The sequence below is a fragment of the Shewanella sp. SP1S1-7 genome, assembly GCF_031932105.1.
Lineage (GTDB): Bacteria > Pseudomonadota > Gammaproteobacteria > Enterobacterales > Shewanellaceae > Shewanella > Shewanella baltica.
This window is the reverse complement of record NZ_JAUOEU010000026.1, coordinates 1-25,383: the sequence shown is the minus strand read 5'-3', so window position 1 is coordinate 25,383 and position 25,383 is coordinate 1. Positions and strand designations below refer to the sequence as shown.

At 46.3% G+C, this 25,383-nt stretch carries 24 protein-coding genes, 1 tRNA gene and 1 rRNA gene; 10 read left to right on the top strand and 16 right to left on the bottom strand.

Features of this window, described 5'->3' with window-relative positions:
* Positions 1-96: 96 nt before the first annotated feature.
* A complete protein-coding gene (locus tag Q4Q49_RS17335; RefSeq protein WP_311999951.1) occupies positions 97-966 on the top strand; it encodes a LysR family transcriptional regulator in 870 nt (289 codons plus the stop codon).
* Between the two features lie 167 nt (positions 967-1,133).
* Here the strand turns inward: Q4Q49_RS17335 and Q4Q49_RS17330 are convergent, their stop codons facing one another.
* The 9 genes from Q4Q49_RS17330 to Q4Q49_RS17290 form a co-directional block, all read right to left on the bottom strand.
* Entirely contained in the window at positions 1,134-3,050 is a 1,917-nt protein-coding gene (locus Q4Q49_RS17330) for a methyl-accepting chemotaxis protein (RefSeq protein WP_311999950.1), read from the bottom strand.
* Positions 3,051-3,295: 245 nt separating this feature from the next.
* On the bottom strand, positions 3,296-4,423 hold the full coding sequence (locus tag Q4Q49_RS17325; RefSeq protein ID WP_409373245.1) for a hypothetical protein: 1,128 nt from the start codon (positions 4,421-4,423) through the stop codon (positions 3,296-3,298).
* A gap of 84 nt (positions 4,424-4,507) precedes the next feature.
* Positions 4,508-5,752, bottom strand: a complete 1,245-nt coding sequence (locus tag Q4Q49_RS17320; RefSeq protein WP_311999949.1) for a hypothetical protein — start codon at positions 5,750-5,752, stop codon at positions 4,508-4,510.
* Positions 5,753-6,090: 338 nt separating this feature from the next.
* Positions 6,091-6,444, bottom strand: coding sequence for a cytochrome c3 family protein (locus Q4Q49_RS17315; RefSeq protein WP_006086511.1), 354 nt, complete (start codon positions 6,442-6,444; stop codon positions 6,091-6,093).
* A gap of 27 nt (positions 6,445-6,471) precedes the next feature.
* Positions 6,472-7,992: a flavocytochrome c gene (locus Q4Q49_RS17310; RefSeq protein WP_311999948.1), complete on the bottom strand. Its 1,521-nt coding sequence runs from the start codon at positions 7,990-7,992 to the stop codon at positions 6,472-6,474.
* A gap of 321 nt (positions 7,993-8,313) precedes the next feature.
* Positions 8,314-9,294 carry an MDR family oxidoreductase gene (locus tag Q4Q49_RS17305; RefSeq protein WP_311999947.1) on the bottom strand — a complete coding sequence of 327 codons (981 nt, stop codon included), beginning with the start codon at positions 9,292-9,294 and terminating at the stop codon, positions 8,314-8,316.
* A gap of 177 nt (positions 9,295-9,471) precedes the next feature.
* Positions 9,472-9,978 (bottom strand): ankyrin repeat domain-containing protein, encoded by a 507-nt coding sequence (locus Q4Q49_RS17300; protein WP_011982132.1) that lies wholly within the window; start codon positions 9,976-9,978, stop codon positions 9,472-9,474.
* Between the two features lie 169 nt (positions 9,979-10,147).
* Positions 10,148-11,668: a catalase gene (locus tag Q4Q49_RS17295; protein ID WP_311999946.1), complete on the bottom strand. Its 1,521-nt coding sequence runs from the start codon at positions 11,666-11,668 to the stop codon at positions 10,148-10,150.
* 282 nt (positions 11,669-11,950) lie between these two features.
* Complete coding sequence (locus Q4Q49_RS17290) at positions 11,951-13,852, bottom strand: sigma-54-dependent Fis family transcriptional regulator (protein ID WP_311999971.1); 1,902 nt, start codon at positions 13,850-13,852, stop codon at positions 11,951-11,953.
* Between the two features lie 259 nt (positions 13,853-14,111).
* On the opposite strand from Q4Q49_RS17290, the gene Q4Q49_RS17285 reads away from it, so the two are divergent.
* Positions 14,112-15,632 (top strand): aldehyde dehydrogenase family protein, encoded by a 1,521-nt coding sequence (locus tag Q4Q49_RS17285; protein WP_311999945.1) that lies wholly within the window; start codon positions 14,112-14,114, stop codon positions 15,630-15,632.
* Positions 15,633-15,851: 219 nt separating this feature from the next.
* On the opposite strand, the gene Q4Q49_RS17280 is transcribed toward Q4Q49_RS17285, so the two are convergent.
* Complete coding sequence (locus Q4Q49_RS17280) at positions 15,852-16,613, bottom strand: SDR family oxidoreductase (RefSeq protein ID WP_311999944.1); 762 nt, start codon at positions 16,611-16,613, stop codon at positions 15,852-15,854.
* 129 nt (positions 16,614-16,742) lie between these two features.
* On the opposite strand from Q4Q49_RS17280, the gene Q4Q49_RS17275 reads away from it, so the two are divergent.
* Positions 16,743-17,666: a LysR family transcriptional regulator gene (locus tag Q4Q49_RS17275; RefSeq protein ID WP_311999943.1), complete on the top strand. Its 924-nt coding sequence runs from the start codon at positions 16,743-16,745 to the stop codon at positions 17,664-17,666.
* Here Q4Q49_RS17275 and Q4Q49_RS17270 read toward each other — a convergent pair.
* Entirely contained in the window at positions 17,652-18,164 is a 513-nt protein-coding gene (locus Q4Q49_RS17270) for a hypothetical protein (RefSeq protein ID WP_311999942.1), read from the bottom strand. The genes Q4Q49_RS17275 and Q4Q49_RS17270 overlap by 15 nt on opposite strands.
* A gap of 67 nt (positions 18,165-18,231) precedes the next feature.
* Positions 18,232-18,696 (bottom strand): DUF2809 domain-containing protein, encoded by a 465-nt coding sequence (locus tag Q4Q49_RS17265; protein ID WP_063884927.1) that lies wholly within the window; start codon positions 18,694-18,696, stop codon positions 18,232-18,234.
* A gap of 216 nt (positions 18,697-18,912) precedes the next feature.
* Here Q4Q49_RS17265 and Q4Q49_RS17260 point away from each other — a divergent pair, with 216 nt between their 5' ends.
* The 7 genes from Q4Q49_RS17260 (at position 18,913) to Q4Q49_RS17230 (ending at position 23,471) form a co-directional block, all read left to right on the top strand.
* Positions 18,913-19,500: a cytochrome b/b6 domain-containing protein gene (locus tag Q4Q49_RS17260; protein ID WP_311890411.1), complete on the top strand. Its 588-nt coding sequence runs from the start codon at positions 18,913-18,915 to the stop codon at positions 19,498-19,500.
* A gap of 53 nt (positions 19,501-19,553) precedes the next feature.
* A complete protein-coding gene (locus tag Q4Q49_RS17255) occupies positions 19,554-20,000 on the top strand; it encodes a DUF1924 domain-containing protein (protein ID WP_311890410.1) in 447 nt (148 codons plus the stop codon).
* A gap of 68 nt (positions 20,001-20,068) precedes the next feature.
* Entirely contained in the window at positions 20,069-20,632 is a 564-nt protein-coding gene (locus tag Q4Q49_RS17250; protein ID WP_311999941.1) for a diacylglycerol kinase, read from the top strand.
* Entirely contained in the window at positions 20,625-20,891 is a 267-nt protein-coding gene (locus Q4Q49_RS17245; protein ID WP_012196525.1) for a PepSY domain-containing protein, read from the top strand. Before Q4Q49_RS17250 ends, Q4Q49_RS17245 begins: the two co-directional genes overlap by 8 nt.
* Positions 20,891-21,550 (top strand): winged helix-turn-helix domain-containing protein, encoded by a 660-nt coding sequence (locus tag Q4Q49_RS17240; protein WP_012586486.1) that lies wholly within the window; start codon positions 20,891-20,893, stop codon positions 21,548-21,550. The genes Q4Q49_RS17245 and Q4Q49_RS17240 overlap by 1 nt, the downstream gene beginning before the upstream one ends.
* A gap of 5 nt (positions 21,551-21,555) precedes the next feature.
* A complete protein-coding gene (locus tag Q4Q49_RS17235; RefSeq protein WP_311999940.1) occupies positions 21,556-22,872 on the top strand; it encodes a sensor histidine kinase in 1,317 nt (438 codons plus the stop codon).
* A gap of 131 nt (positions 22,873-23,003) precedes the next feature.
* Positions 23,004-23,471 (top strand): GNAT family N-acetyltransferase, encoded by a 468-nt coding sequence (locus tag Q4Q49_RS17230; protein ID WP_311999939.1) that lies wholly within the window; start codon positions 23,004-23,006, stop codon positions 23,469-23,471.
* Positions 23,472-23,576: 105 nt separating this feature from the next.
* Here Q4Q49_RS17230 and Q4Q49_RS17225 read toward each other — a convergent pair whose 3' ends face one another.
* From Q4Q49_RS17225 to rrf, 4 genes are all read right to left on the bottom strand, one after another.
* Positions 23,577-23,774 carry a hypothetical protein gene (locus Q4Q49_RS17225; protein WP_006079715.1) on the bottom strand — a complete coding sequence of 66 codons (198 nt, stop codon included), beginning with the start codon at positions 23,772-23,774 and terminating at the stop codon, positions 23,577-23,579.
* A gap of 411 nt (positions 23,775-24,185) precedes the next feature.
* Positions 24,186-24,698 (bottom strand): DUF1993 domain-containing protein, encoded by a 513-nt coding sequence (locus Q4Q49_RS17220; protein WP_311989491.1) that lies wholly within the window; start codon positions 24,696-24,698, stop codon positions 24,186-24,188.
* A 344-nt stretch (positions 24,699-25,042) separates the two neighbouring features.
* A tRNA-Asp gene (locus Q4Q49_RS17215) sits at positions 25,043-25,119 on the bottom strand.
* A gap of 36 nt (positions 25,120-25,155) precedes the next feature.
* A 5S ribosomal RNA gene (gene rrf, locus Q4Q49_RS17210) occupies positions 25,156-25,271 on the bottom strand.
* Positions 25,272-25,383 lie beyond the last annotated feature (112 nt).

The window sequence follows — 25,383 nt, the reverse complement described above, 5'->3', positions numbered from 1 at the left end:
CAAAAACATTGCAACCTCACAATCAAACGATAACAGGGTTTGTGACCAGTCGATATTGAGTAATACTGATACCACTATGAGCAAACTCAATACCCCATGTTAAAAATCGAATTACTCGAAAGTTTTATCGCTGTTGCAGAATGCGGCAATTTATCTAAAGCTGCCGATCAGATCTGTCGAACGCAATCGACATTAAGCTTGCAGATAAAAAAACTGGAAGAGAGTGTCGGACAGCCTCTATTGCTGCGCGACAATAAAGGCGTAACGCTCACCGATTCGGGTAAAACGCTACTTAACTACGCATACAAAATGATGCAGCTCAACTCCCAAGCGCTAGACGATCTTAAAGATTGCCAAAACCGAGAGATAATCCGCCTTGGGGTGCCGACCGATTATATTACGCGCTACCTCAGTAGCTGCTTATTGGAATTTATACGAGAGTTCACCTGTATAGAGTTGGTAATAGATACCGATGTCAGTGGTAATCTATTTAAACGCCTCCACCAAGGGGAATTTGACTTAATTGTAGCCACTCACTGGCTGCCACCTGCCCATGGTGAACTGCTGTTTGAGCGTAAGTTTCACTGGGTCGCAGCTAAAGCGGGCAATGCCCACAAGCGCGAAACGATTCCGATGGCACTGTACCCAGAAAATTGTCCTATACGTGCACAGGTATTTGCGAATCATCAGCTCACGATGCGGCCGATAAATGTATTGTTATCGACACCATCGCCACAGGCCTTATGTATGGCGGTAGAAAACGATCTCGCAATTGCGCCCATTGCCGAGTTTCGCATTGATAACAATATGCAGATCTTAGATCCTGTCGAGCACCACCTGCCTGTGCTACCAGTGTTTAACGAAGCCCTGTATCTCAATCCCAACACGCAAACTGACGCTACTCAGCAGTTAATCACACTAATCAAAGCCAACGTCGAAAATCTAGCAGAAGCCAACGACAACTAGCCCTTACGTAAGAGACGATGAAGTGCCGCTATCGGGCACTTCGGCTTACTTAAACGACTGTTGCGGAAGGCGTTGCATTTTATAGACAAAGCAATCTCATCCAGCAAGAGTGACAAAATACATTAGATGTGAGATTGGTATTAAAAATCAAAAAAACTCAACAGAACTTAAACAGTGTCGATAGTAAACTTGTCCACCACTGCCACTAACTTCTGATTGATTAATGATAACTTATGTGTCTCAGCACTACTCGCTGAGCCACTATCTTCTAGTGCTATGACCATGTCTCTTATCTCGGCCATGTTACGACTTATTTCCACAGATACCATACTTTGCTCTTCGGCCGCGGTGGCGATTTGCGTATTAAGATCGCTTACTGTTTCCACAGATTTAATCACCTCATCTAAATTCTGCGTTACACTATTGGTCCAGAGGCTGGTTTGTTCACAGGTACCTTTGGTTTGTTTCATGGTCGCCACTGTTTCATCAATACCTTGAAGCAATTTATCTAATGTTTGCTCGATTTCTGCCGTACTCGACTGGGTTCGACCCGCTAACGCCCTAACCTCATCAGCCACGACGGCAAAGCCTCGCCCCTGCTCTCCCGCCCGCGCAGCTTCAATGGCCGCATTAAGGGCTAATAGATTAGTTTGAGAGGCAATATCACCGATAACCTGCAACACTTTGGTAATTGTCACCGCGTCATCGGAAATGTTGGCAATACTCACTTCGGTAGCTTCAACATCATCAATCAAGCGCTCAACGGTCTCACGAGTATTGGATACGATCTGCTTGATGTCGTTAACTTGGATACTGGCTAAAGTCGCCACATGGGAGCCTTGTGAGGTATTGTTTGCCACATCATTTGCCGTAGCGCTCATCTCCTCGACGGCCGCCACTATCTGCTCAGTCTCTTGCACATGTTTCGTCAGCACCCGACTATTACCGTCCATCAGTTCTTGTAGCGCCCTAATACTTTGCCCTATTCCCTGCGAATTGGCGCAAAGCTCCTTGACGATTGCCTCAAGATTAGCAATAAACAGATTAATGCCAGAGGCTATATCACCGAGATCATCATGGCTATTTACCGGCAACCTCATGGTGAGGTCGGCCTGCCCTTGAGATAGTCCCAAGACAACCTGCTTTAGCTGTAAAATAGGTCGATAAAGACGATTCAAAATAAACAATACGAGTAAGCTACTAATCAACAGCATTATCCCAGAGTTAATCAGGGCTGAATTCAGTGCCTCATCGACCTTAGCAAAAGCAACCTCCTTATCGACATTAAGCACAAGAAACCACTTCTTTTTTCCCTGCAGTAGCGGAATTGCATGGCTGAATATAAGCAAGTCTTTGCCTGCATTGTGATAGTCGCCAGCATAGGTATCATGAGCCACCAGCTGCTCCAATTGTCCCCAGCCTTGTTGACTCATCAACTTACCCGCCTGCAAATGGGGCATATTTGACGCCAGCACTTTACCCGTCTCATCAACAATGGCGGCCGTTGCACCCGAAAAGTCGATCCCTTTAACCGTGTCATTGAGGATCTCTAAGCCAATATCACCGGACAACACACCATCGCCCACATTTGTCACTATTGAGATCACCGGATTGCCTGTCACCATATCGACATAGATATCGGTCAACACCGCTTTGCTATTGTTTCTAGCCAGTTGATACCAGCCTCTAGGCCTTGGATCGTATAAAGTGGGATCGGCAACACCGTCATGCCAAATATCATCATCAACCACACTGGCATAGGAGCTACCATTTTCGAAACCCCAAAATACGGAATACAGACGGCTGTTTTCTTTGACCAACTTAGCCACCATGGCATATTCGCCATTCACTCGGCTTTGTCTGTATTGATCAGCAAGTGCATTGATACTGTTGGCTTTGCTCATGAACCAGCTTTGTATGCTTTTTGCCTCGAAACGAGCAATCGTCTCGAGGTTGCCACGCACTTGCTCGACCGTGTTTGACTTAAGTGTTAAGTAAGAAAACAGGTTGGAAAAAGCCAAGCATAAAGAGACTAAAATGATCACCGATAGAGTGATAGTTTTTTTAAAGCCTATTGTATTCATTACAAATTTACTCTCGTCACTGAGGTATTAACCCAAATGGGGTCACTTTACCTGTGGAATCAATTCCAAGCTGTGCCCTCTACGACTAATTAACCTTCGCAATTTAAAATAAAGTAATAAAAACAACAGCTCAGTAGTCACAGTAAAGAACCCGCCGAATGAAATTGGTTGGTTAGAGCTGAAAATAAAAATGCCAACCTTAAAGTTGGCATTCTTATTACAAAGATAATTTGTGTTTAATCGGCTTAGAAGTAGTAGCCGAAATTAATGTTAACCCGCTTGTCCCAGCTATTACCCATTTCAGGTAGGCCCACATGACCATTGTCACGAGTCGAGGCATACATGTTTTTACCCACAATGAAATCGATCATGGTATAAGTTGGGCCTGCCGAAATCGCACAACCGGTGACGTTTTGATAACTAGTATCAAAGCCATCATCTGCTACATCAGGCGTCACCACACCGAAATCATTATAGAACTTAAGGCTGCCCCAATCGGTTGTCACTGTCTTAGCAAGATTCACACTATAGGCTTGCGCTTTCGATGCTATTTCGTATTGCCAGTTATAGGCTGCGACAGCAATTTTATTACTATCAACGGCATCGGCGGCATCATACTCATACTGCATAGCCTGTAACTGCAGATTCCAGCTGTTATAGCTAGCATCAAAATGGATGGCAACAGCGTAGCGATCACCATTGTTGCCTGTCTTGTTGTTATAAATCTGGCCATACTCAACAGAACCACCAAGGTTTGCACTGCCGCCTTCATAGGTCATCTCATACATTTGACGTAAGTTAAGCTGATTAGTCTCTTCGTTATTGTATTCAGTGCCGTTAACTACGCCACTATACAAGTCGGTTGAATAACGGTCGCTTCGACTCGCACCATATTCCGCGTTCTTAAAGAAAGCGATCTCGGTGCCCCAAGCACCATTTTTATGAACCCCTTTAACCCCTAGGTCATAGTCATCCTCGAAACCTAAGTAATAAGGCACACCAAACCAAAAGCTATTAGAGATAAAACCAGGATTACCGAAGGGCTTTTGCGTCACACCAAACTGCAGTTGCCACTCAGGATTCAAATCATAGAAGCCATAACCATAACGTAATGCCTGCCAACCATCGAAGAAACGGTATTCACTGGCTAAACCCCAGTTACCCAATTTACCATTAAATTTAATCGCGGCCATATCGAAAGTAAAATCGCCGCCTTTATCTTTTGAAGCTTGATCATAATCTTTATAAGCATAATTAACCCTAACGGTTCCCGACACATTAATGCCATCTTCTTTTTCTTGTGCTTGCACGACAGCGCTAGAGAAGAGTAAAAATGTCATAACAGACAACACAGATAATTTAAATAATTTCATATCATCACCAACTTATATTTCAATAAATAACGGCTAAATAACGCCTTAAATAATATTTAATAAACGCAAAAATTAAATAACCGATTACCACTTAATCTTGGTTAAATCGCATTGAATAACTTCATCTTTATTTGCTGGAGTTCCAGGATTTTTAGCCGATTCACATAATAAGGTCGTACCATAGTCATTACGTTTATCGTGGGCGTTGCTTCTAGCCCAAACAGAGACAATGGCACGTTCTTCTGGTTTAGCTTCACAGCTACCGTCAATGTCGAAGGCATGAATGGTGTTTTGATGGAAGTACATCAGCGGGTCTTGCAGATAACTACCAGCTAACCACATGGTATGCCCATTATGCTGCGCGGCATCAAATTGCACTCGACGCATCTTGTCATCTTCTTTAACAGTACGAACCAGTGGTGAGTCTTCGCGTACCGCGAAACTCTTGAACTCATTGGCACATGCTGGCACGCGCATGTTGTAGTAGATCTCTGAAATCGCGTGGTTATGATAGGGATAAAGCGTATCGACTGATTGCACAGTCATACCCACTTCGGCGCCGACCTTATCACCATTGATCTCATCGATACGGAGCAGTCCCCAATGGCCGAAGATCTCAGCGTAGGCATAACCACCACGAATGTTATTGAAGTTCTTATCGTTACGCTTACTCTCTTCGGCGTACATAGGGAACCAGCCCGCCGCAGCCCAAAGATTGGGCAGCGCGTTAGCACTGATGTCGTAAGGGAAAGCTGTTGGCATTTTTACTTCATCGCCCGTCACCATCTTGGCAAAGTTTGTAGTGAAGCTCTTACCGAGTTTCTGAACCTCTTTGTTAGTGACCTTAGTCTTGAAGAACTCTTCAAAAGTAGTGCGTTTAAAATGCTGCGCGACTGGTGAGTTTTTAGTTAACTCTCCACCAGGGTTATAGATCCAGTTAACCTCTTCACGGGCACCAAAGCACTGCTTTGCTTTATCCGGATTGTTGATCACCTGATAAATATTTTTCACCATCAACTTCATATCACGGCGATCCATAACGCACATCTTCTGACCACCTTGGGTCGAGTCGACCATGGCCTCATCTGAATTCAGACAATGACTGTTTTCGCCGTTAGTTAAGGCTACTGCATAGGCTTTTAGATAAGTTAGCGTCTCATCCCACAGCATATCCACATATTTTTGATCATCTTCAGAATATGTTGGAGAATCTCCAAGACATTTGAACTCGACATTATTTATATCATTAGCATCTAAAAAATCAGGTAATTCACTCGCTAAAGCACTATTAGCAATAAGGAGCGACATTGCAATAAAGGTCTTTTTCATTCATCTCACCACTGTAATTATTTTAGGTAGAATCGAATATGAGATGAATAATAAACTTGGAATCAGTTCCAAAAATATAAACAGCACAAAGTTGTAACGGATATATATACAAAAACAGCATTGATGTCACAAAAAATATAATTAAAAAAATCAAGAGTAAATATATAAAAAACCTCTTAGCGAAGCGGGAATGCTAAGAGGTGTAGTAAGCAAGATTAATTAACGATATAACATCATTGCAGGGATAATTACTTCATTAATTAATAGTAAACCCCATTCCTGAGGTGGAGGAGAAAATCGAAGATAGGCCCATTTCTCAATGGGCCTAGAGGTGGAGATTACTCTTGGTGCTTATCAAACTTAAACGTGTGGCAGTTGCTGCATAATGGCTTTTTAGCTTTATGCTCACCATGACACTCTTGGCAAGGTAAGTCTTTGCCATAGTGAAGGTTATTATGGGGATTCTGCCACTTATCCTCTTCACTACGAGCCGTTTTCTTGGCTAAATCGTCCACATCATGGCACTGTAAACAGGCTTGATCCGACGGGAACTGTTTGATGCCATTGTCGTGACATACCTTACAATCTTTGCCAATGACTTCTTTATGCCAAGGGCGTTGCTCAACGGCTTGAGCAGATAGACTCACCAAGCCGACTAAGACCAGCGCGAGTACAATATTTAGCATTTTCATTATTGATTCCTCTTATTTACTGGCCACTTAGGCTTGCATCATGCTACGGGCGGCAGTCATACCCATCACCATACATTCTGGAATTGAGCAGCTACCCAAACGGCTAACGCCGTGAATACCGCCGCAGACTTCGCCAGCAGCATACAAACCTGGGATAGGCTGACCCGTAAGGCTGTCTTTCACTTCCGCCTTAGTATTGACCTGCACACCACCTTGGCAGTAATGCACTTTTGGCCATAAACGAACTACGGTAAATGGTGCTTCAATATATTTATCCTTAGCTTTTGTCATGTTCTTGCTAAATTGCTTATCAACACCCGTTTTGACATAGCTGTTGTATTCTTCAATCTGCGCTTTTAATGACTCGAGTGGTACGCCAAAGTGTTTCGCTAATTCCTCAAGAGTGTCGAACTTCCAACCCACGTTATACTTAAGTACTTTGGCAGTATTAGGATGCTGCTTAGAGTCTTTAAAGCTCGTAATTAAAATGGGAGGAAGCGGTTCACCTTTAGCATCACGACATGCCAACTCAGCATCCGCACGCGTTTTCCGGTCCGCAATCTCATCCATAAAGCGTTTACCTGTCATACAGTTAATGGCAATTGAATGAGGAAAGTTAAAAATCGAATAATTAGATACATAGCCAAAGCCGCCTTCATCAGGCGAAGCCCATGGTCCAGATTGGATATGGGCAAGATGGACAGGTACAGCCCCTAAACGGAACATTTCCAACATGCCCTCACCGGTAGCGCCAGGCGCATTGGTACAACCTACTTCAGAGGTCAGTGTCGGATCTTGTGCCATACGCAAATCGATATTTTGAGCAAACCCTCCAGTCGCCATAATCACGCCACGTTTTGTGCGAATATTTAGCACTTTTCCAGGCTGATCCTCACCAAAATGATAGTTTTCACGCATTTTCACGCCGACAACATTACCCTTATCACCCAATAAAAAGCCTTCGAACTTAGCGCGATTATGGGTCTTTACACCCAATCGGCGGCACTCTTTTAAGAGTGGTTGCGTAATACCGGCACCACAACTCACGCTCGTTTGGTAAGTTCGAGCAACAGAATGACCACCTAATTGCTGCAAATATGGATGAAATTCAGCTCCAGCATCCAACGTCATTTGCAGCGCCTCTACGGCATGTGAAGCCACATGCCGTAATAAGCTCTCGTCAGCAATACCGCGGCCAGAGGCAATTTGATCCGCAACCATTTTTTCAACTGAATCTTCCACTCCTTCTTTTTTCTGCATTGGTGTGCCTGGGGCTGCGAATAAACCCCCATTGATTGCAGAATTACCACCGAAGTAAGACATTTTCTCGAAAATGTGTACATCTTTTGCGCCCTTGCGCGTCGCTTCAATTGCAGCCGCTAATCCAGCAAAACCTGAACCCACGATTAGAATTTCAATCTCTTTATCCCACTTAATACCGTCAGCTTTCTCAGAAACTGCCATCACAGGCGATACCATTGCTACGCCAGTAGCGGCACCTAAACCTTTGATAAAATTACGGCGTCCTAGCAGATTTGCGTTACTCATCTGTCATCACCCTTGTTGTTTTAATAGACATAAACATCATAACGATGGAATACATTCCAAAACGTGAGAACATCAAGACTTACTTCGACTACAAATAAACAACATGACGGAAACATTAACCAACTTCAGTTTTTTTTAGAAAAATGACTTAAGCAGAATTATGGAAATCATTCCAAATAGTGAGTTCACAACAGAATGAAAACTAAATTTAAATAAACCGGTGCTTTATGAATGAAATACGAAAATAGCAACACTAATGTGTTGCCATTTATTTGAAGTAGAGAGATTCGTTAAATCTAACTTTAACGAAATAGTATTAAATTACAGCTTAACTAATACACGCCCTGTGACTTGGCCTTGGATAATTTTATTCGCGAAATCAGGCACCTCTGCCAATGATATCTGCTGGCAAGCTTGCTGATAAAAATGTGCGGGTAGTGCTTTAATCACAGCTTCCCACGCCGATTTTCGCTTCTCAAATGGACAAGAAACAGAGTCGATTCCCAGTAAACTCACACCCCGTAAAATAAACGGCATAACGGTTGTGGGTAATGCAAAACCGCCCGCTAAACCACAGATAGCGGCGGCGCCACCGTATTGCATTTGCGCTAATGCTTTGGCGAGGATCTTGTTGCCAACGGTATCGACCACACCCGCCCAGCGCTGCACCTCAAGCGGCTTAGCATCTTGTTCAAGCTCACTGCGATCAATCACTTCTGCGGCACCAAGCTCCTTCAATAAAGGCGCATTCTGTTCAACTCGACCACTGCAGGCGACCACACGATAGCCAGCATTGGCGAACAAAGTCACCGCCACAGAACCCACACCACCACTGGCACCTGTGACAAGAATATCCCCACTTTGCGGTGTTATCCCAGCCTGTTGCAGCGCTTGCACGCACAACATCGCCGTAAGCCCAGCAGTGCCTATCATCATGGATTTAGCGGCATCACAACCTTGCGGCATGGGCACCAGCCAGTCGGCTTTAACTCGCGCTTTTTGCGCCATACCACCCCAGTGGTTTTCGCCCACGCCCCAGCCCGTCAAAATCACCTGATCGCCAACTTGGTATCTTGCATCCGTCGATTCGCGCACCACGCCCGCAAAATCGATGCCTGGTACCATAGGAAACTGACGAATGATTTTGCCAGCACCGGTCACAGCTAAACCATCTTTATAATTCAGCGAGGAATAGGCGACATCAACCAAGACTTCCCCTTCTGGCAAATCAGCTTCTGTAATTTGTGAAACTTGAGCAAACGTGCGTTTATCTTCTTGCGTCAGTAGTAAGGCATCAAACATAAATTGCTCTCCGAAGGCCATGAAAATCGTATTAAACGATATTCAAAAAGTTACCATAAAAGGCATAGACGCTATTAACAAGCAGACTTATGGCTAATAGTAAACGCTGAGATCTAAACAGATTAAAGAGAATGACCCAGAGTGATCGAGCGCAAAAGATGGCAAAAAATGATGTCTTTATGGCTTCAAACTCGCCTGCTGCAAAGCGCCACTTTGACCCCAGTAGCGGGCAAACTCAACCAAAGTCATTCCGGCATTATTCGTTAGGTTCGCATCACATTCTTTCGCGTATAGCCGCTTTACGATATTGAATTCGGCCTTAATCACAGCGCCCATGATTGCCGTATTACCACGCTTATCTTGCAAACAAGCATTAGCACCATGCTCAAGTAATACATCTGTTGCTGCCTCTTGGCCGTTATAAGCCGCCACCATTAGCGCGGTATAGGATTGACTATTTCTCTGGTCAATAGGGAAGCCCGCATCGAGAAAATGCTCAAGCACTGTGATATCGCCAGTACGCGCGGCAGCAAAAAAGTAGTCCACCAGCAATTGCACTTGTGCAGCATCGGGCTCGTCCGCTTGGCTGACAGTTGCGGATGCCTGAGCCGAACCTGCGCCCATCACGACCGACATACTCAGTGCCGCAATCATCAATAATAAGATCGTAATATTGTGTTTCATCAATAACTCCCGCGCAGCAAAAATAGAGATTTAAACAATAAGAGGTGACGAAATGCCCGCAAGACGCCCTCTTAAACTGGGCAGAAAAGAGCTTGATTACGCCTTGCGGGACTTACTGGGTTTGAGCGGTTTAACGCGAATCTGCACCAAATCGCTCTAAAATGATGCGTTAAATTGAACGCTGTTTAACGTCGGCCAAATCACCTTTTACGGCCTTGGTTAAGCGCTCACCAAACTCTGGGTCTGCACGATAAAAGTGACTCAGCATTTGATGTTTCACCTTAGCATCGTTCACTTTGCCTAAGTCACCGGCCAAGTTAGTGATCAAATCGGCTCTATCTTGCTTACTCAAGCTGCGGTAAAAAACGCCCGCTTGGCTAAAGTTATCCTGCTTGCTAATAGCCGTTTGTTGCACTGTGCCACTGAGCGCAGTCGTTACCGCACGATAACGATTATCTTCGGCCAAGGCTAAATGTACGCTCGGTTGATAATTCACCTCGGACTGGGTATGCCCCATATTGCCCGCGCCTTCTTGGTTGTGGTTTGCCACCGCCACTAAGGGTTTATTAATCGGCAATTGCGACAAATTCGCGCCGAGTCGATACAGTTGAGTATCGGCGTAGGAGAACATACGACCTTGCAATAATCTGTCTTCCGAAGGCTCAATCCCAGGGATCAAATTCGATGGCGCAAATGCCGCTTGCTCAGTTTCTTGGAAGAAGTTTGCTGGCATGCGATTAAGCGTCATAGTGCCCACTTTTTGTTCTGGCACATCTAGCCACACCTTAGTGGCGTCTAACGGGTTGTAATCAAACTTATTAAGCTCAGTCGGGTCGAGTAATTGAACGTACAGATCCCACTTAGGATAGTTACCCTTGTTGATCTCACTATAAAGATCATCAGTTAAATGGTTAAAGTTTTGCCCTTGGACTTTAACCACTTCATCGGGACGTAAGCCTTTAACACCTTGCAGACTCTTCCAGTTAAATTTCACGTATTTAACTTGGTTATCTCGATTCACAAATTTGTACGCATGCACACCGAAACCGTCCATTTCACGATAACTGGCAGGTACACCTAAGTTACTGTAAACCTGAGTCAACATATGGGTTGAACCCGCTTCGTGACTGAAAAAATCGAAGAAACGATTCGGATCTTGCATATTGGTCACTGGCGATGGTTTGAGTGAATGCACCATGTCAGGAAACTTGATCGCATCGCGAATGAAGAATACGGGTAAGTTATTACCCACTAAGTCCCAGTTACCTTGGTCCGAATAAAATTTGGTCGCAAACCCTCGGGGATCACGCAGCGTTTCTGGCGAACCTTTCGAGTGGATCACGGTAGAAAAGCGCACAAATACGGGCGTCACTTTACCTTTTTGTGCAAAGGGTGCCGCTTGGGTTAGGTTACTAAAATCGCCACTCGATACAAACTCACCATGTACACCAGTGCCTCTGGCGTGGACGACACGCTCAGGAATACGTTCACGGGCAAAGCGTTGTAGCTTCTGGATAAGCTGTACATCTTGCAATAACACGCTGCCATTACTGCCCGCGGTGGTCGAGTTTTGGTTATCACCCACAGGTGCACCATTGTCACGTGTCAGGGTATTTGTTGGTAAAGTTTGAGCCTGTACATTCAATGTCAGACCCATAGAAATAATTAAAAGGCTTTTAGTAAGATGCATAACAGTTCCTCTTCTATGCATAACGCCAAGCTCTTTTCTGCCTGCCCGCAGTATAGTTCTGAATTTGTAATTAGAAGGAGCGATCTTTATCGATTATATGAATCAATAAAACCTATTAGACATAAATTGGTAACAACAAAAAGTCCCATTGTCAGATACTGAAGCTAGAGATTGTGGACTAAAACCTCTCGGTTTTAGTCTATTGCGAAGTGGATAAACGTGGGGTGATTAAGAGATATTTAGCAATTGATTGAGCTTCACAACAAGAGCCGTAAGCTAGCATTAATCCTTAATCCCCATCTGTTTTAATCGCCGGTACAAGGCATTACGGCTGATCCCTAAACGCTTAGCGCATTGGCTCACATTGCCATTACAGGCTTGGTATGCCTGCAGCACATTGCTATAAATCGCCTCATTTAGGGAATCCGATTGAACCTTTGTGACATTCGGCTCCACAGCGAACTTACCACTTTGCAGGGGTGATGCAGAAGGTTGACCACTTACCTCTTTAAATTCTTCACATAAAGATGCAGCTTGTAACAGGTCTCCTTTTAACAGCTCGCATGTGAGTTTGGCCGCCAGATAATCGGGTAAATGTTGCCAATTGAGGGTATTGTCCCCTTCTGCCATCAAGCAAGCGACTTGCATGAGGTTATCCAGCTCACGCAAATTCCCCGGCCAGTCGTATTGCATCATTTTCCCTAACAGTTCTGGGCAGATATCCTGCGCGGCGATACGATGTTTACGATGCAATTTATGGATAATACGCTCGATATCCTGCCGCTCACGCAGCGCAGGTAAACGTACTTGCAGACCATTCAATCGATAGAATAAATCCTGCCGAAACAGCCCTTGAGTCACCTGTTGTTCTAAATCCATATGGGTTGCGGCAATGATTTGGATATCGACTTTAAAGCTTTGATTACTGCCAACGGGTACCACTTCGCGCTCTTGCAATACCCTGAGTAAACGACTCTGGGCCGCCAGCGGCATTTCACCAATCTCATCTAAAAACAAAAAGCCGCCGTGGGCTTGGCGAATTTTACCGATAAATCCAGTGCGGTTTGCCCCAGTAAAAGCGCCAGCCTGATAACCAAAAAGTTCAGATTCGACTAATTCAGCGGGCAATGCGGCGCAGTTCACTGCCACTAAGGGCTCGGTGCGACGTGCACTCTGGGCATGGAGCTTTTTAACAAACTGCTCTTTACCTACGCCCGTTTCTCCGAGCACTAGCAGCGGAATTTGCTTGGTGATCACCTTATTGGCATGTTGCCAAGCGCGCTCAAGTTGAGGATCGCGAAACCGAACCCCCAATTGATTGAGCGATTTATTGCTAATCGCAACTCGACCCTTAGCGCTGGGAATGTTTAAGGGCTGAGTCTGTAGATGCAAGTCTAAATGCTGATTAAAACCACCCGCACGGCTCCAATTATCGCCTAAGTACTGCTCAACGCTATCACCCACCTTGGCTTGATTAAGCAATTGTTTCGCCATGGGATTACAACCCACAATGCGGCCATCGCTGTCGGCAATCACTATGCCCTGCCAACCCGAATTCAGTAAATTTGGCTGCGCCGCTAAATCGATTCGATAATGGCTATCGGGCAGATGACACAAAAGTGCGGTTTCGACCTGCTGCGCCAAGCTCGACACTAACATCAGCGTCTGCTGAGTGTGTCTTTGCTGCTCGCTGGTGATATCTATCACCCCGAGCATCTCACCTTGGGGGGAAAATATCGGGCAGGCGGTGCAACTCATAAAACGATTCTGGCGAATAAAATGCTGCTCACCCACCACAGATACGGCTTGTTTGGCGGTGAGTGCCGTCCCTATTGCATTGGTGCCTTTGTGCTGCTCGAGCCAATTCACCCCGATATCCAAAGCCACGTCCGCCAGTTTTGTGGAGTAACGACTCACGCCCCAGTGCCTAAGCACATAACCATCGGCATCGGAGAGCAAGAGTCGGCTATTAGAATGCGCCATCAACTGATTGAACAAGGGCAAAGCATGGGATTGCACTAATGCAATGAGCATTTGATATTGCTCATGTTTCTGCTTTAGTTCGCTGGCATCGAGCCTAAGCTCTTGGGGTAACTGAAATTCTGACAAGCCAGCGCCAATGCTGCGCTGCCACGAATCGGCCAACCACGCCTGTGTCGATGGTAAATGCGGTTTAACTGTCATAGCCGTGCCCCCCGAGCTGTGTTCCGTTTCAGCACACTTGAGTGTGCCGTTCGATGACAAAGTGACCACAGGACACACCTCACTCCCTGAGTGCCCATACTGTTTCAAATCTGCAAAATTAGCTTTTCATCATACTGTTAGCGCAACAAGTGTACAACTCTTGCCAGTTTGGCACCCTCCTTGCGATGCACCTTAGGTATGCAAGTCTCAAGTGTTACGTTAGAGAACACTAAGCTAATCAACAAGAAGGAATGATTCTATGATTTATGCTCAACCCGGAACCGCAGGCGCAATCGTTAACTTCAAAGAAAAATACGCCAACTTCATCGGCGGTAAATGGGTCGCCCCAGTCAATGGCAAATACTTCGACAATCGCTCACCCGTGAATGGCCAAAACTTTTGCCAAATCCCGCGATCCGATGCGCAAGATATTGAATTAGCGTTAGATGCAGCCCACGCAGCCAAAGAAGCATGGGGTAAAACTTCAGTCACCGAACGCTCAAACCTGTTACTGCGCATTGCCGATCGGGTCGAACAAAACCTCGAATATTTAGCCGTCGCCGAAACCTGGGAAAACGGTAAAGCAGTGCGTGAAACCTTAAACGCCGACTTACCCTTATTCGTCGATCACTTCCGCTACTTTGCCGGTTGTATCCGCGCACAGGAAGGCTGCGCCGCCGATATCGACGGCAACACAGTCAGCTATCACTTCCCAGAACCGCTGGGCGTGGTCGGCCAGATCATTCCTTGGAACTTCCCACTCTTGATGGCGGCATGGAAAATCGCCCCAGCGCTAGCGGCGGGTAACTGTGTGGTACTCAAGCCTGCGGAGCAGACGCCAGTCTCGATTCTGGTATTACTCGAGCTGATTGAAGACCTATTACCCGCGGGTATTCTTAACGTAGTCAACGGCTTTGGCGCAGAGGCGGGACAAGCTCTGGCCACCAGCAAACGCATTGCTAAGCTTGCGTTTACGGGCTCCACCGAAATTGGTTATCACATTTTAAAATGCGCCGCCGAATCCTTAATTCCATCGACCGTTGAGCTTGGCGGTAAGTCGCCTAACGTGTTTTTTGCCGATGTGATGGACCATGAAGACGAATATTTAAATAAAGCCGTCGAAGGTATGTTACTCGCCTTCTTTAACCAAGGAGAAGTCTGTACTTGCCCATCACGGGTGCTAGTCCAAGAGTCGATTTTCGATCGCTTTATCGAAAAAGTGCTCGCCCGCGCGCAAACCATTAAGCAAGGCGATCCCTTAGATACCGACACTCAAGTAGGTGCTCAAGCCTCTAAAGAACAGTTCGATAAAATCTTAAGCTACTTAGCCATAGGTAAGGCTGAAGGTGCAGAAGTGCTACTGGGCGGCACACTTTGCCAACTCGATGGCGGCCAAAGCGAAGGTTATTACATCAGCCCGACGATTATGAAAGGCCACAATAAGATGCGTATCTTCCAAGAGGAGATCTTCGGCCCTGTGATTTCGGTCACCACCTTCAAAGATGAAGCCGAAGCCTTAGCGATCGCGAACGATACTGAGTACGGCTTAGGCGCTGGTGTGTGGACGCGAGACATGAACACGGCTCAACGTATGGGACGCGGCATTCAAGCGGGCCGCGTGTGGATTAACTGTTACCATGCCTATCCTGCCCATGCTGCTTTTGGTGGTTACAAAAAATCCGGTATTGGCCGCGAAACCCATAAGATGATGCTCAACCATTATCAAAATACCAAGAATCTCTTGGTAAGTTACGATGTGAATCCACTGGGTTTCTTCTAAGAAGCTTTGTGAAGAATGGTTTTATCTAAGAGGCTTGCTATAAAGGACATCTCTAACCAGCTACAGCAGTTGTTCTTAGCGGTTGCAGCTAAGCGTTGTTGAAGATGGTGCATTCGCAGTGATTGCTGTGTAAAAATCACATAAATAAGAAAGGGCGATTCGCCCTTTCTTTGTTTCTGCCTCATATATTAATAAATCAAATTTCTACACAAAAAATACTTACAAAAACATACCGCCAGAAGCTTCGATACGCTGGGCATTAATCCAAGCGGCCGCAGGCGATAACAAGGCACTAATCGCGCCGCCGATATCGTCCGGCAAGCCCACACGTCCTAACGCAGTTTGCTGCGCTAAAAACTGGTTCATCTGTTCATTATCCCGTACAGCACCGCCGCCAAAATCTGTTTCAATCGCCCCAGGGGCAAGCACATTGACCCGAATACCCCGTGGGCCTAACTCCTTCGCCCAATACTTAGTCATAGTTTCGACCGCGCCCTTCATAGTGGCATACGCGCCAAATCCAGGAATCGCAAAACGCGTCAAGCCGGTGGAAATATTGACAATGCTTGCCCCATCCATCAGCTGCGGCAATAAGGTTTGAGTCAAAAAGAACGGTCCTTTGACGTGGATGTTCATCAAGGTATTGAACTGTTCGATACTGGTTTCCGCCATAGGCACATGAATCCCGATACCAGCATTGTTAATCAAATAGTTAAACGACTCCCGCTGCCAAGTATGATCTAATACAGTGCTCACTTGGGTGGCAAACTCGGCAAATGAGCCGCTATCGCTCACATCCAGCGGCAGTGCTACCGCTTTGCGTCCCAGCCATTCAATCTCGGCGACCACTTCAGCAGCCGCTGCAGCATTCGTTTGATAGGTCAGGATAATATCTATCCCCTGCGCCGCTAATTTCAGGGCAGTGTTTTTACCTAAACCGCGGCTAGCGCCAGTGATAACTGCAATTGGAGTCGTGTTCATGGTCAGTCCTTATAATCGTCGCTGGAAGTGAAACCTAAGCCTTGAGGCCTAACACAGCTTATTACTTGCAATTAACGAGATAAACACACTATAAATGCTAAGACTGTTAGCCAATAAAGGACAATCGCCGTGCAAGATCGACTGCAAGCCATGCAAATTTTTATGCGGGTCGCTGAATTACAAAGCTTTACCCAAGCGAGCGTCAGCTTAGGTCTATCGAAAACCCATGTGTCGAATGTGGTGGCGCAGTTCGAAACATTTCTAGGCGCGCGCTTGTTGCAACGCACCACGCGGACGGTACGCTTAACCCAAGATGGCCAGAGTTGTTATGAGCGCTGTAAAAGTTTACTGGCGGAATTTCAAGAATTAGAAAGCCTGTTCCAACTGCAAGCCGAGCAAGTATCTGGGCGGCTCAGAGTCGATATGTCGACAGGCATTGCCCGCAACTTAGTGCTCCCTAAACTGGCTGAGTTTATTGAGCAATATCCGCATATCGAGCTTGAACTGAGCAGCACAGATCGTAAGGTGGATGTCATTGCTGAAGGGTTCGACTGTGTGATTAGGGTAGGCAGTGTGCAGCAAGAAGGATTAATAGCGAAAAAGCTGGGGCGTTTTAAGATGCTGAACTGTGTCAGCCCAGCTTATATTGCCCAATACGGTAAACCCGAAAGCCTTGAAGATTTGACCCAACAAAACCACAAACTCGTCCACTACGTAAGCCAATTAGGTGGCACTGACTCAGGCTTTGAATATCAAGAACCCCACACTCATCAAGGGAACCTTACTATCCAACTGCCTAAATTGATTACGGTAAATAATGCCGATGCCTATAGCTCAGCCTGCTTGGCGGGGCTGGGGATAATTCAAGTTCCCAGCATAGGGGTGGCTAAATATTTACACACTGGAGAGTTGGTCGAGATCCTGCCAAATTACCCTGCGCCGCCCATGCCTGTAAGCTTGCTGTATCCCCACAGGCGGCATTTATCTAAACGCCTGCAAGTCTTTATGGCGTGGTTAAATCAGCAGATGACGCCGTTTTTAGTCCCACATTAGAGACTTTTCGATGGCCGCTAAACGCTGAGCCAATTCGGCCATAGCGGCGGCCGTTTGCGGATCGCTTTGGGGATCAACAACTTCAATCAGCTTAAGTTTCGGCCGCGCCGTTAACCAAGAGCTGCCCGCAGTAATGACTAAATCCAGCACAAACTGACCGTAATAGTGCAGTCGCAAGCGGTTATCGGCTATGGGCCAGTGTGAGTGCAGTAAAAATGAATCATACATTTGCGCCAAAGAGGTTGTCGCAATGAGCTTAAACGCTTCATCAAGCAGGCTAAACTCGGTTGATTCTTCGAAGGGACAATCAAAAGAAGTAATGACCAAATACCCTAAGGTTTTATTGGGTAAAACGCAGCGATATTGGCCTTCAATCACTAAGCCTGCAATAAAGGCATGAGTATGTTGGCCATTGAAATACAAAGGCATTTGCAGTGGATTAAGCTCAAGTCCATTAGTACGTGCTGTTAGCAGTGAAAACCCCGTTATCGGTTGCATCCTTTACCCCACTTATCTCGCCTATCCGCGAACACACATGTCGCGTGGCTCTTGCGGATTCAAATCACTAGGGCTGGCGGCTTTTCCAATAACAACCCAATAAGATCAAGTAACCGACAAAATATGCCACGAGATCGAGTGGATCAAAATGGCTACCTATCACTATCCGCGCTAAGCGATTTCCGCCCAAGCCAAGCTTGTCGACTAAACCCCAATACTGGCCAAACTCGATAGCAAAGGCAAACAGCAATACCGCAAACGCCAGCCAAGGAGTTTGAAATAAGCGCTTAATGCCATCGCCGGTGTTTTTTGCTGCGGTATTTTCTACCGGATGGGTGACAGGAACGACAACGCGCGCCATGCAAAACAGCAAGATCACCACCAATACATCGCCCACAAAACCACGGATAAAACCCGCAGGCGCATATAAAGCGATTAAGACTTCAGTCAAAAATAATAAAACGGCATAAATAAAAAAGGATTTACGACTCGGATTGCGGCTGATGAAAGCGCGAATAACGGCGGTAGACATAGATAAGTTAGTCCCTTCACTCGGTTGAGGTGGCAGAATTTACCGTAATACCAAGAGGTTAACAAGTGAGCTTTCGTTAACATTTAAGGCTCGTCACCCAGGCAAGCGTGTCACTCAACCCCATCAACTCACTGAATGTTCGCGCCTCAAAATTTAAGCGAGGTTTAAGTTTGGGTTAAGTAGCCTACACCTAAACCCACTTAGGAGCGTCACACCATGTCATCAAACACACTGCAAACCATCAAAGTCTGGGACCTGTTGATCCGCATATTCCATTGGTCACTCGTCGGTTTTTTTGCCTTAGCCTACCTCACTGAAGGCGAAGACGAGTGGATGACCATCCACAGTTACGCAGGTTACAGCATCTTAATTTTACTGGTGTTTCGTCTGCTGTGGGGCGTGATTGGTACCCACAATGCGCGCTTTAGCAACTTTATCACTCGCCCTAAAGAAGTGCTGGTGTACCTCAAAGGGCTCATCACAGGCAAAGCCAAAGACTACATAGGCCATAACCCCGCTGGAGCAATGATGATAGTGGCCTTGATTGCCAGCATCGCCATCACGGGATTCTCAGGCATGGCTCTATACGCCACCGACGGACACGGCCCATTAGCCACGAGCTTTTTCGCCACTTGGCCCGAAGGCGCCATAAAAGAAGTCCATGAATTCTTTGCCAACTTCACCGTGTTCCTTGTGGTCATCCATGTTGGCGGCGTCATCGTCAGCAGCCTGCTACACAAAGAAAACTTAGTCAGAGCCATGGTCACGGGCAAGAAACAACGCCCAGTGGAACAAAAAGATTAATCCATTAGCCATTTTGCTTAGCAACAAGACATCCAGCCCAAAAGGAATGCCCTATGAACAGATTAACCAGATACACGAATAAAAGTCGCCTTGCTATCGTCGCGATTTCAACCTTGCTGCTAACTAGCCTTAGCGTTAGCGCCGCTAACAGTAAAGTGCAAAGCCTGCCACTGAGCGCCGAGCGTATTGGCACACAACTGCAACGCTATCAAGCCCAAGGTGCTGGACCTTTTAGCGCCGCCGCGGGACAAAAGCTTTGGCTACAGGACATGGACGGGCGCAGCTGCGCCAGTTGCCATACCGCCAAAGTCACCGACATGGGGATGCACCAAAATACCCGTAAACCCATTGACCCTATGGCGCCGTCGATTACCGCAGATCGGTTAACCGACTCAGCCAAAATTGAGAAATGGTTTACCCGTAACTGTAACTGGACCTTTAAACGCGACTGCACGCCGCAGGAAAAAGGCGATGCCTTACTCTGGTTAAGCCAGCAATAACTGCAATTTTTCAATCAATTAAATTCACTGCCTTCAATTCAAGGTAACGGCACAAAAAGGAAGATGTCATGACTAAACAAGCGCACCCTATTAGCTGGTTCTTAGGTTCATCACTCACAGCCGCGGCATTAGCCATTGGCGTTATCGGTGTCAGCCTAACCTTAACCGGCACAGGCTATGCGGACGATGGCCGCGGGCTTAGCCGCGCCATTCCACAAAATGCGGAATATACGGCAGAATGTGGCAGCTGCCACATGGCTTATCCCGCGAACTTACTCCCCGCCGACAAATGGCGCGCCATTACCACCAATCTTGAGAATCACTTTGGTGACAACGCCAGCCTAGATCCTCAAGTCACTGCTAGGATTGAGGAATATCTGGTTCAACATGCGGCACAAAATGGTAAGGTGATGAAAAACAGCACGCCACTGCTTGCGGGCGCTGGGCCGCAGAAGATCACAGAACAGGCATTTTTTATTCGCAAACACGATGAGATCCCAAGGCGTATGGTGCAAGATAACCCCAAAGTCGGCTCATTCAGTCAATGCAGCAATTGTCACAACCTCGCAGAGAAGGGCATATTCGATGAAGATACCGTTAATATTCCTGGCTTTGGCCGTTGGGATGATTAGCAGTCCAAGCTGCAATGCCCACGACGATGATCTTTCAAACAAGGTGGTCGAGTGGGTTAAGGAGGGCAAGGTTTTGCCCTTCGACACCATAATGCAACGCTATGAATCACGGCTAAAGGGACGGTTGCTCGATCTCGAAGTCGAGCAAAAACATGGAAGGATCATCTACGAGCTCGAAATCCTCCGTGACGATGGCATAGTGTATGAAATCAAGATTGACGCCAAAACCGGCGAGTGGCTAAAGGAAAAGGTCGACTGATGCGTTTGTTATTGATTGAAGATGATACTGATCTGGTCGCGCGCCTCATCCCCGCCCTTAACAAGGCGGGTTATACCGTCGAGCACGCCGATAACGGTATCGACGGTGCCTTTTTAGGCGAAGAAGAAAACTTCGAAGCCGTGATCCTCGATCTCGGTTTACCCGGCAAACCCGGTTTACACGTCCTCGGCCAATGGCGACAAAAAGGCTTAGCCATGCCAGTGCTGATCCTCACCGCTCGCGATGCGTGGCACGAGCGGGTCGATGGCCTCAAGGCGGGTGCCGATGATTACCTTGGCAAGCCTTTTCATATTGAAGAACTACTCGCAAGGCTCGAAGTGTTGATCCGCCGCCACTTTGGCCGCGCCGACAATGTGTTGCAACATGCGGGCGTTTCCCTCGATGTCGACAAACAAGCCGTCACCAATGTCGACGGTGAAGTGATAGAGCTGACTAAGATTGAATATCGCCTACTGCATTATTTAATGGTCAATCCCAGCAAAATCGTCTCTAAGTCAGAGCTCAGTGAACGCATTTACGAAGAAGATCAAATCAAGGACAGCAATGTCATCGAAGTGTACGTCAACCGCCTGCGCCAACGCTTAGGCAAGGATTATATCGAAACCCGCCGCGGCCAAGGTTATCGACTCAAGGAGTAAAAGGCGTGTATTCACTCAAGGGTTATCTGACGCGCAATCTGCTGATCACGCTCACCTTTGCCATGGTGCTGTTACTGTATTTTCTGTACCAAGGTATCCAAATATTGACCCAAGATTTTGTTGCCTCGCGATTGCAACACGATGCCGACAGCCTGATCTCCGCCCTGAATAACAATCCCGATGGCACCTGGGCGCTCACCACCGACCGCTTGCCCAATGTGTACCACAGGGTTAATTCTGGGCATTATTTTGCGATTCAAATCGGCGAGCAAACCCTGCGCTCACGCTCCCTATTCGACCATAACGTGAACATGCCAAAACTGGCCGCAGGTGAGCACCACCAAGCCACAGAGTTTATTGGTAAAGAACATTGGCTGATGTTCAGTCAGGCCGTAATCAAAGATGATCAATTAGTTACCCTGTGGGTGACAGAAGACATCAGCGAGCTTGAACAAACTCAAATACACTTTTTAGCCTTTGCCAGCGCGGCGGTGTTACTCACGATTGTTATTCTATTACTAGCGCAGTATCAGCTACTGAAACGCGGCTTTAAACCCTTAGAGCAGATGCCTGAAGCCATACGGCAGATGCGCACCCAAGGGCAAGAAATCAATCCAGACCAAATGCCGAGCGAAATCATCCCGCTGATTGAGGAGATAGATCGTTTAGTCAATCAATTGGGCCAGCGAGTGCAACGCTCCCGTAATGCCTTGGGTAACTTAGCCCACGAAATGAAACGTCCGCTACAAGGGCTGCAGTCCTACCTAGAAAGCCTTCCACCGGAACAGAGGAATGAGGGCAGCAAGGTGCTCGCAAACCTGCACCACATCATTGAGAGAGAGCTTAAGCGCACTAAGATAGTCGGCATGTCCACTCCGGGGCGTTATACCGTGCTCGATGACGATCTCGCGCCGCTGATTCAAGTGATGCAGCGTATCTACCCAGACCGCATTATTCATAGTCATTACGCGAGTGGCTTAGTGATGCCATTTGACCGCGATGACTTACTCGAACTCTTAGGCAATTTACTGGATAACGCCTGCAAACATAGCCGCAAGAACATTGAGATCCGTATAGTGCATCAAACGGCTGCCACCGCAGGTTATGGGATCATAGTGAGTGATGATGGCGAAGGCGTCTCCGATGCCGCATTGTCGATTATCATCGAGCGCGGCATTCGGTTAGATGAAAGTATCCAAGGCCATGGCTTAGGACTATCTATCTGCAAAGATATCGTTGACAGTTATCAGGGCGAACTTAGCTTTAGCCACGCGAAACAAGGTGGACTCGAAGCCAGCGTATTTCTGCCGATCCCAAGTTAAGCGGTATACTCAGCCAAACCGTGCTTAATTAATCCTGCCGCCACATCATTCAGACCAGCGAACAGACTTAAGTATTCGCGCCATAATGTCGCACCATTAAGCCCTTTGCATAACACACGTCAGAGATTTATATGAAAGTTATCGACCTAAAATCGGCCCCGCAGCATATTCCACTGCTAGCACAATGGCATCATCAAGAATGGGCACATTTAAGTTCCGCGGACGCCACAGTCACCACACTCATTGAGCAGATGAGCGAGTACCTCTCTGACGCCGCTATTCCTAAGATGTTTATCTGTGAAGAAGCTAACCAAGTCATGGGCTCCTCCTCATTAACCGCAGCAGATATGGATACCCGAACCGACTTAAGCCCTTGGCTGGCGAATGTGTATGTTAATGCACATTATCGAAATAAAGGATTAGGGAAATTACTAGTCAATGCCGTCGTTGATTATGCCAAAACACTCGGATTACAAAAAATCTATTTGTTTACCGCAGACAAAGCAGACTTTTATCAGACACTTGGTTGGTCAAAGATTTCACGGGAAGATTATATGGGCGAGATGGTCACGATAATGGAATATGAATTTAAGAAGTGAATGTTTAAGGAGAGTGAGCAAGCCCCACGACGGGCGTCGTGAAGCTGTACATGCTGGCTAAATATCTAGATGTGATATCCAATACTTAGCGACAAGCCAATGGCTTTAGTCAATTTCTATATCCACGCCGAAACGATTGGATAGTTGGCGTTGCTCGTGCAGAATTTCAATTCGGCGGCGAGTGTCTTGGGTCAACTTGTCTTTGAGGCGCAAACCACTAGTAATAGCGGCTTTTTTTGCTTTCTTGCTCTTAGTTGTCGTTGCATCCGTTGGACTCTCGACGGCTTGAGATTCGATAGACATAGCTAACTCCTTTAATTAGAACCTTAAATAGGCTCTTCCAGTAAATCCCTGCTCAAAACGAACAAACAGGTCATCTTTATAATGAGTCAATTCGCCATTCACTATTTAAGTAATAGATAATTTGGCGACTCATAAACTTACGGCCCATATCATTTACCTAAGCCAACAAAATTAAATTACATGCTAACAGGATAAAAATAATCGAGACGTAAGGTCGAAATGAAAAACTGAGTATTGATTGACTTCATCGGCGTAACAGAACCCTAACGAGCCCTAAATTTCCAGCGACAAAGCGGCATAACATAGGTAGAGAAAGAACAGGTGGTAATGCAGAAAGGTTGGTAAGCTCAAGCGGCAAAGCGCTGCTGCGCAACAATTAGGCTGCGCAACAGTACTACATCTAGCCTAGATTTACGACTTATATGGCATAGCGCCAAGGTAATCTTTCTTGCCAATTTCAACACCGTTGTGGCGCAAAATCGCGTAGGCTGTTGTTACATGGAAGTAAATGTTCGGAATCGCATGCTCAATAGCAAACTCATAACCCGTCAGATATTTTCCTTCCCAACGTGGTTGTGAGACATGGATCGTAGCCGCATTAGCAAAATCATCCGCTTTGAACGTCGCTAAGTAAGCTAATACAGAGCTAATACGCGCTTGCAAATCAGCTAAAGTCGTTTCGCTATCATCGTGCTTTGGCACTGTATCTAAGTTATCGGTCAAACGTGCCACGCCAATTTTGGCAGTATCGCAGGCAATCTGAACTTGGCGAATAAGGTTAAATTGATCCGGCGCTAAACGTGAGTTTAATAGCACAGCCATATCGACTTTCTTGAGGTTTGCGAAGCATTCGCCCTTTTCAAGAATAACGCTTAAATTTTTCAGCATCTTGCTAAATTGTACAACCGTTAAATCATAAAGCATGGCATTGACCTCAGTGATGGACGCTACAAAACTGCAGCACTTAAGACTATCTTGGGGCAAATAATTCAATTTCAATCATTCTTGGAATTTAAGTATTTACTTAACAATAAACACATCAAAATAAGCCCTATTAAGCAGCTAAAAATGACAAGAAACAGGTGGAGCCTTGTGAGACGGAGCATTTATTAAGCGAAAAGAGGTTAATATTCAATCAGAAAAACAGTAATAGACGGGACAAAATTTGGACAATTGAACGAATAACAGCTTGAGATATCACCAATAATGTTAATTTCTCCACAACGAAAAAAGCCTCTACATTGCTGTAGAGGCTTTAATCTTTATGTTGGCGGAGCGGACGGGACTCGAACCCGCGACCCCCGGCGTGACAGGCCGGTATTCTAACCAACTGAACTACCGCTCCTTTAGTCTAACGTTTGCACGTTAACCTAAATTAGGCGCTTGGCGATGACCTACTCTCACATGGGGAGACCCCACACTACCATCGGCGCGTTTGCGTTTCACTTCTGAGTTCGGGATGGGATCAGGTGGTTCCACAAGGCTATTGTCACCAAGCAAATTCTGTTTATTACCGTGTCCATCGCTGGACCACGTTAATAATAATTCGGAAAGCTGATTGTCTTATTAAGTTAAGACTCACTTTGAGTTCATACTTTATCAAGTATCT

Bases quoted from the DNA above. Each gene is read 5' to 3' on its own strand.
- Q4Q49_RS17335 (WP_311999951.1), top strand. From the start codon at position 97: ATGTTAAAAATCGAATTACTCGAAAGTTTTATCGCTGTTGCAGAATGC.
- Q4Q49_RS17330 (WP_311999950.1), bottom strand. From the start codon at position 3,050: ATGAATACAATAGGCTTTAAAAAAACTATCACTCTATCGGTGATCATT.
- Q4Q49_RS17325 (WP_409373245.1), bottom strand. From the start codon at position 4,423: ATGAAATTATTTAAATTATCTGTGTTGTCTGTTATGACATTTTTACTC.
- Q4Q49_RS17320 (WP_311999949.1), bottom strand. From the start codon at position 5,752: ATGAAAAAGACCTTTATTGCAATGTCGCTCCTTATTGCTAATAGTGCT.
- Q4Q49_RS17315 (WP_006086511.1), bottom strand. From the start codon at position 6,444: ATGAAAATGCTAAATATTGTACTCGCGCTGGTCTTAGTCGGCTTGGTG.
- Q4Q49_RS17310 (WP_311999948.1), bottom strand. From the start codon at position 7,992: ATGAGTAACGCAAATCTGCTAGGACGCCGTAATTTTATCAAAGGTTTA.
- Q4Q49_RS17305 (WP_311999947.1), bottom strand. From the start codon at position 9,294: ATGTTTGATGCCTTACTACTGACGCAAGAAGATAAACGCACGTTTGCT.
- Q4Q49_RS17300 (WP_011982132.1), bottom strand. From the start codon at position 9,978: ATGAAACACAATATTACGATCTTATTATTGATGATTGCGGCACTGAGT.
- Q4Q49_RS17295 (WP_311999946.1), bottom strand. From the start codon at position 11,668: ATGCATCTTACTAAAAGCCTTTTAATTATTTCTATGGGTCTGACATTG.
- Q4Q49_RS17290 (WP_311999971.1), bottom strand. From the start codon at position 13,852: ATGACAGTTAAACCGCATTTACCATCGACACAGGCGTGGTTGGCCGAT.
- Q4Q49_RS17285 (WP_311999945.1), top strand. From the start codon at position 14,112: ATGATTTATGCTCAACCCGGAACCGCAGGCGCAATCGTTAACTTCAAA.
- Q4Q49_RS17280 (WP_311999944.1), bottom strand. From the start codon at position 16,613: ATGAACACGACTCCAATTGCAGTTATCACTGGCGCTAGCCGCGGTTTA.
- Q4Q49_RS17270 (WP_311999942.1), bottom strand. From the start codon at position 18,164: ATGCAACCGATAACGGGGTTTTCACTGCTAACAGCACGTACTAATGGA.
- Q4Q49_RS17265 (WP_063884927.1), bottom strand. From the start codon at position 18,696: ATGTCTACCGCCGTTATTCGCGCTTTCATCAGCCGCAATCCGAGTCGT.
- Q4Q49_RS17260 (WP_311890411.1), top strand. From the start codon at position 18,913: ATGTCATCAAACACACTGCAAACCATCAAAGTCTGGGACCTGTTGATC.
- Q4Q49_RS17255 (WP_311890410.1), top strand. From the start codon at position 19,554: ATGAACAGATTAACCAGATACACGAATAAAAGTCGCCTTGCTATCGTC.
- Q4Q49_RS17250 (WP_311999941.1), top strand. From the start codon at position 20,069: ATGACTAAACAAGCGCACCCTATTAGCTGGTTCTTAGGTTCATCACTC.
- Q4Q49_RS17245 (WP_012196525.1), top strand. From the start codon at position 20,625: ATGATTAGCAGTCCAAGCTGCAATGCCCACGACGATGATCTTTCAAAC.
- Q4Q49_RS17240 (WP_012586486.1), top strand. From the start codon at position 20,891: ATGCGTTTGTTATTGATTGAAGATGATACTGATCTGGTCGCGCGCCTC.
- Q4Q49_RS17230 (WP_311999939.1), top strand. From the start codon at position 23,004: ATGAAAGTTATCGACCTAAAATCGGCCCCGCAGCATATTCCACTGCTA.
- Q4Q49_RS17225 (WP_006079715.1), bottom strand. From the start codon at position 23,774: ATGTCTATCGAATCTCAAGCCGTCGAGAGTCCAACGGATGCAACGACA.
- Q4Q49_RS17220 (WP_311989491.1), bottom strand. From the start codon at position 24,698: ATGCTTTATGATTTAACGGTTGTACAATTTAGCAAGATGCTGAAAAAT.